Raw genomic sequence first — 5,558 nt, forward strand, 5'->3', positions numbered from 1 at the left:
ATCATCAGCCTGCTGCTCGACGAAGCCGGGTTCTTCGAGTGGGCTGCCCTGCACGTGGCCCGCTGGGGGCGCGGCAACGGACGGCGGCTGTTCGCCTTCATCGTGCTGCTGGGCGCCGCGGTGTCGGCCCTCTTTGCGAACGACGGCGCGGCGCTCATCCTCACGCCCATCGTGATGGCGATGCTCGTGGCGCTCGGCTTCCGGCCCGCCGCCACGCTCGCCTTCGTCATGGCGGCGGGCTTCATTGCCGACACAGCCAGCCTGCCGCTGATCGTGTCGAACCTCGTGAACATCGTGTCGGCCGACTTCTTCAAGATCGGCTTCAACGACTACGCTGCGGTGATGATCCCGGTGAACCTCGCCGCGGTCGCGGCCAGCCTTCTGGTGCTGATGCTGTACTTCCGCCGCGACATTCCAGCGAGCTACGACGTGGCACAACTCAGGGACCCCGTCGAAGCCATCCGTGACCCGGCCACCTTCCGGGCCGGCTGGGTCGTGCTGGTGCTGCTGCTCGTCGGCTTCTTCGGGCTGGAGCCGCTGGGCGTGCCGGTCAGCGCCGTGGCGGCCGTGGGTGCGGTCATTCTTCTGGCCGTGGCTGCGCGCGGACACGTCATCAGCACGCGCAAGGTGCTGCATGGCGCGCCGTGGCAGATCGTCGTCTTCTCGCTGGGCATGTACCTCGTGGTCTACGGGCTGCGCAACGCCGGGCTGACGGGCCAGATCTCGTCGCTGCTCGACATGTTCGCGCAAGGCGGCGTGTGGGGTGCCGCCATGGGCACCGGCTTCCTGGCCGCAGGACTCTCATCGGTCATGAACAACATGCCGACCGTGCTGGTGGGCGCGCTCTCCATCGACGCGTCGGGTGCCACGGGCCTCGTGAAGGAAGCCATGATCTACGCCAACGTCATCGGCTGCGACCTGGGCCCCAAGATCACGCCGATCGGCAGCCTGGCCACGCTGCTGTGGCTGCACGTGCTCGAGAAAAAGGGCACGACCATCGCCTGGGGCTACTACTTCAAGGTCGGCATCGCGATGACGCTTCCCGTGCTGGCCGTCACGCTGGCCGCGCTCGCGTTGCGCCTCAGCCTCGGCTGACCCCTTTCATTTTTCTTTCGTCCACCGAGATTCCCATGAGCGACATCACGATCTATCACAACCCCGCCTGCGGCACGTCGCGTAACGTGCTCGCGCTGATCCGCAACACGGGCGACGAGCCCACCGTCGTCGAGTACCTGAAGACCCCGCCCGACCGCGCCACGCTCACACAGCTGATCGCCGCGATGGGCGTGCCCGTGCGCGATGTGCTGCGCCAGAAAGGCACGCCGTACGACGAACTGGGCCTTGGCGATCCGACGTGGAGCGATGCACAGCTCATCGACTTCATGTTGCAGCACCCGATCCTCATCAACCGCCCCATCGTCGTCACGCCGCTGGGCACGCGCCTGTGCCGGCCGTCCGAGGCCGTGCTCGACATCCTGCCGAAGCCGCAGCAAGGCGCTTTCTCCAAGGAAGACGGCGAAGCCGTGATCGACGCGAAAGGCCAGCGTGTCGCCAATCCCTGAACTCCCCCACATCGACGCCGACGCGTTCCGCGTCCCCAGCCTGCAGGAGCTTCTGCCCACCGCACGCGCCACGCATGCGCCGCGCATCCTGCTGCTGTACGGTTCGCTGCGCGAGCGCTCCTACAGCCGCCTGCTGACCGAAGAGGCTGCGCGCCTGCTGCGCGCGATGGGCGCCGAGCCCCGCATCTACGACCCGCGCGGCCTGCCCTTGCCCGACGGCGAGCCCGAAGACCATCCGAAGGTGCAGGAGCTGCGCGATCTCGCGCAGTGGGCCGAGGGCATGGTGTGGACCTCGCCCGAGCGCCACGGTGCCATGACCGGCATCATGAAGGCGCAGATCGACTGGATTCCGCTGGCCGTCGGCTCCGTGCGGCCCACGCAGGGCAAGACGCTCGCGGTGATGGAGGTGTCGGGCGGCTCGCAGTCGTTCAACGCGGTGAACCAGCTGCGCGTGCTGGGGCGATGGATGCGCATGATCACCATCCCCAACCAGTCGTCCGTGGCCAAGGCCTTTCTCGAGTTCGACGACGCAGGCCGCATGAAGCCCTCGCCCTACTACGAGCGCGTGGTCGACGTGATGGAAGAGCTGGTGAAATTCACGCTGCTCACGCGCGACTGCGCGGACCACCTGGTCGACCGCTACAGCGAGCGGCGCGAGAGTGCGGAAGCACTGTCCAAGCGGGTCAACCTGCGCAGTATTTAGATACAAGCCAGGCAAGCTTCTTGCAACGGGGACGCCCGTTGCCCGGGCAATTCCCATGGCGGCGCGCGGCGCACCGACGTAGATTCCAGCGTAGAACTTGAGCGTCCGTCGCCGTCGCTTTCCCCCACTTTGGCCCCGCAGGAGTGTCCATGGACGCATGGTCGAGTCAGCAACTGTCCCCGCTGTACAGACGCGAGGTCTTCCGCTCGCGCGAGGCCGAAGAGACCGACGCGCGCGTGGCCCGCGAACTGAAGCCGCACCGCAGCGCGTGGGGCGCGGGCGATGTCGATGCCATCTTCTGCCGCGCCGAGATGAGCGCACTGTCGCTGTGCATCCTGCGCTACGGCTGCGACGTCGACATCGAGCCCGACGCGCTCGGCAACTTCGTGCTGGTGCAGATGCCCTTGCGCGGCCACGCTGAGATCCACACCGGCGGGCAGACGCTGCAGATCCACCCCGGGCAAGGCGCCATCATTTCCGCCCACAAGCCGGTGCGCCTGCGCTGGCATGCCGACTGCGAACAGCTGATGCTGAAGATCGAGCTCAGCCGCCTGCAGGAGGTCGCGCGCCATGCCTTCGCGCTGCGCGGCACCGACACCGTGGGCGAGATCGATTTCGACATGCCCCTTCGGCTCGACGACGCGGCGGGCACGCAGTGGTGCCGCATGGTCGCGAGCCTGGCTTCGCTGCTGCCGGCGAACGAGTTCGAGCGCTACGACCCGCGCTGGCTCGCGCACTGCGAAGACAACCTCATGCTCTACCTGCTGTGCCACCGGCCGAACTCGGTGCTGCAGCGGCATGCCGACGCGCAGCGCGGCACCGAGGAAACCAGCCTGCGGCAGCTGCGGCGCGCCGAAGAGCTCATGCGCGAGCGGCTCGATTCGCTGCTGTCGCTCGAAGACGTGGCACAGGCCGCAGGCGTCACGCGCCGCGGCCTCGCCCTGCTCTTCCGGCGCTACCGCGACCTCTCGCCCGGCGAAGTGCTGCGCAACATGCGCCTCGATGCCGCGCACGCGCAACTGGCACGGCACGACGGTGCCAGCGTCACCGAAGTGGCGCTGAACTGCGGCTTCTCGCACCTGAGCCGCTTTGCCGCCTGCTACCGCGAGCGCTTCGGTCAGCTGCCGCGCGACACCTCGCGTGACACCGTGCAAGGCAATTCGCGCCTTTCTGTTTCGAGGCATTGAGCGCAGACGGGTGGGCTCGGGTCGCGCTGCAGTCCTGCATCGCTGGCGTCGCGATGTCTGGTAGAAAACGCCATGACCGTCTCACTCGCGGCTTCCCTCCTCAACCTCGCGCTCGGATTGGAGCTGTCAGCGGCAGACACGGCCGCAGGCAACCGCCTCACACTGGAGGGCGCGACATGCAAGCCCGGGCCCCACAGCGGGCTCGAAATCCGGATACAGCGCCTCGAGGCCACTGCGCTGCAGCTTGCGTCCGGGCCATTCGTGCTGGAGATCGGCCGCATCGCTGTGCACGACCTGGTGGCGCAGATACGAACCGACGCCGGCGTGCCGCGCCTGGATTCCGTGCAGGCGCGCGAAGTCGAATGTGCAGGCTTGAAGCTGCAGGGCCCCCTCCACATGGCGCCGCACGTGCGCAAGGCAGACGACACCTCACTGACGCCAGACGATGCGTGGCGCCTTGACCCGCTCGGCCAGGCCGAAGGCACGGTCCGCGCACAGATCGCCGATGCGCACTTGCTGTTCGACGCCGACGTGACGGTGCCGATCCGGCACGGTCAGATCGACTTCAACGATGCGACCGTCGAACACGTCGGACCCGACTCGCGCATGGGCATCAGCCGGCTGGGCCTGTATGTCGATGCGCCCAACGGCCGCAGCTACCTGTACCAGTTCGCGTCGGCGCCGCTTGCCGGTGTGGAGTTCGAGCACCGCGGCGCCCTGCTGGGCTCGTGGGTCTCCGGGCGCGGCAAGCTGCAACTGCAGGCCTTCGCAGAATCGGTGCTGCGACAAGGCCGCGAGAACCTCGACCCCGGACTGACCGCGCAGGCGCGTCTGTTGATGGCCCGCACCGGGCTCTCGGGCGAGGTCCGGCTCGGCGATGGGCTGCTCGCCATGCCAGGCATGCAGGTGCATCTGCAGGGGCGCCATGAAGGGGCCAATGCCATCGCGCTGCACTCGAAGTCCGCCGGCCGCGGCTTGACTGCGGAAATCGCCTCGCTGTCGGCGCGCGACGCTGCAGCGAGCTGGAAAGGCGCGCAGCTCGGCGTCGACGCGTTGACGGGAACGCTCAGGGTGCAGTTGCTGGTCGAAGGGCCCCCGATGCGCTTCGTGCTCGAACTGGAAAACGCCAAGCTCACGAAGCCGCGATTGGCGCCGCACTGAGCGGCGGGCCGCACCGTTCACGAGCCTCAGGACTTCATCGCGCACTGCACGGCCGTGCGGTCCTGGTAGCGCTCCAGCACGGTGCCGATCACCTTGTTGGCGATGCGCCCGCTCGCGTCCTTGGCGATCACGCGCAGGTAGTAGTTCTGGATCGGGAAGTTGTTCGACCCATAGCGAAAGTCGCCGCGCACCGACTTGTAGTTCGCCGCCTTGATCGCCTTCAGCAGCGCGGGCTTGTCGGCCACCTTGCCGCCGACGTCGCGCACCGCGGCATCCATCGCCATGAGCACGTCGTAGGCCTGGCCGGCATAGAACGACGGGTTGCGCCCGTTGTTCTGCTGGCGGAACGCGGTCACGAAGCGCTGGTTGGCGGCATTGTCGAGATCGAACGACCAGTGCGCCGTGTTGAACAGGCCGAGCATCGGCTCGCCGACGGCGGGGATCATGTCTTCATCGGCCGAGAAGGCGGTGGAGATGAGCGCCACGTCTTTCGACAGCCCCGCGCCGACGAACTGCTTGATGAAGCTCACACCCATCGCGCCGGGCAAGAAGAAGTACAGCGCATCAGGCTTCGACGCGCGAATCTGCGCCAGCTCGGCCGAGTAGTCGAGCTGCCCGAGCTTGGTGTACAGCTCGTCGCCCACGCCGCCCTTGAAGGTGTGCTTGAAGCCGTTGATGGCGTCCTTGCCGCCCGGGTAGCTGGGCGCGATCATCGCGACCTTCTTGAAGCCCTTGTCCGAGGCGAACTTGCCGGCCGACTCGTAGTACGCGTCGTTCGGGTACGAGGCGCCGAAGAAGTACGGGTTGCAGCGCGCGCCCGAGTAGTCGCTCGGGCCGGTGTTGCTCGACAGATAAGGCACCTTGGCCGCGAAGAGCGGCGGGCCCACGGCCAGCGCGACCGACGAGCCGACGGGCCCGGTGAACAGATCGATCTTGTCGCGCAGC

The 5,558-nt window shown here is 67.5% G+C and carries 6 protein-coding genes; 5 read left to right on the forward strand and 1 reads right to left on the reverse strand.

Annotation, left to right across the window (positions count from 1 at the left end; translation table 11 throughout):
* The 5 genes from AAG801_RS39900 to AAG801_RS39920 form a co-directional block, all read left to right on the forward strand.
* The coding region (locus AAG801_RS39900) for an arsenic transporter (protein WP_341893414.1) at window positions 1-1,095 on the forward strand (1,095 nt) is incomplete at its 5' end.
* A gap of 35 nt (window positions 1,096-1,130) precedes the next feature.
* On the forward strand, window positions 1,131-1,562 hold the full coding sequence (arsC, locus tag AAG801_RS39905) for an arsenate reductase (glutaredoxin) (protein ID WP_341893415.1): 432 nt from the start codon (window positions 1,131-1,133) through the stop codon (window positions 1,560-1,562).
* Window positions 1,546-2,265 (forward strand): arsenical resistance protein ArsH, encoded by a 720-nt coding sequence (arsH, locus tag AAG801_RS39910; protein ID WP_341893416.1) that lies wholly within the window; start codon window positions 1,546-1,548, stop codon window positions 2,263-2,265. The genes arsC and arsH overlap by 17 nt, the downstream gene beginning before the upstream one ends.
* A 149-nt stretch (window positions 2,266-2,414) precedes the next feature.
* A complete protein-coding gene (locus tag AAG801_RS39915) occupies window positions 2,415-3,452 on the forward strand; it encodes an AraC family transcriptional regulator (RefSeq protein ID WP_341893417.1) in 1,038 nt (345 codons plus the stop codon).
* A 72-nt stretch (window positions 3,453-3,524) separates the two neighbouring features.
* Window positions 3,525-4,613 (forward strand): hypothetical protein, encoded by a 1,089-nt coding sequence (locus tag AAG801_RS39920; protein ID WP_341893418.1) that lies wholly within the window; start codon window positions 3,525-3,527, stop codon window positions 4,611-4,613.
* 26 nt (window positions 4,614-4,639) lie between these two features.
* Here the strand turns inward: AAG801_RS39920 and AAG801_RS39925 are convergent.
* The coding region (locus AAG801_RS39925; RefSeq protein ID WP_341893419.1) for an ABC transporter substrate-binding protein at window positions 4,640-5,558 on the reverse strand (919 nt) is incomplete at its 5' end.

This window comes from Variovorax sp. YR752 (assembly GCF_943372545.1).

What these genes read in the sequence shown, in the direction of transcription:
- arsC (WP_341893415.1), top strand. Translation starts at nt 1,131, where the DNA reads ATGAGCGACATCACGATCTATCACAACCCCGCCTGCGGCACGTCGCGT.
- AAG801_RS39915 (WP_341893417.1), top strand. Translation starts at nt 2,415, where the DNA reads ATGGACGCATGGTCGAGTCAGCAACTGTCCCCGCTGTACAGACGCGAG.
- AAG801_RS39920 (WP_341893418.1), top strand. Translation starts at nt 3,525, where the DNA reads ATGACCGTCTCACTCGCGGCTTCCCTCCTCAACCTCGCGCTCGGATTG.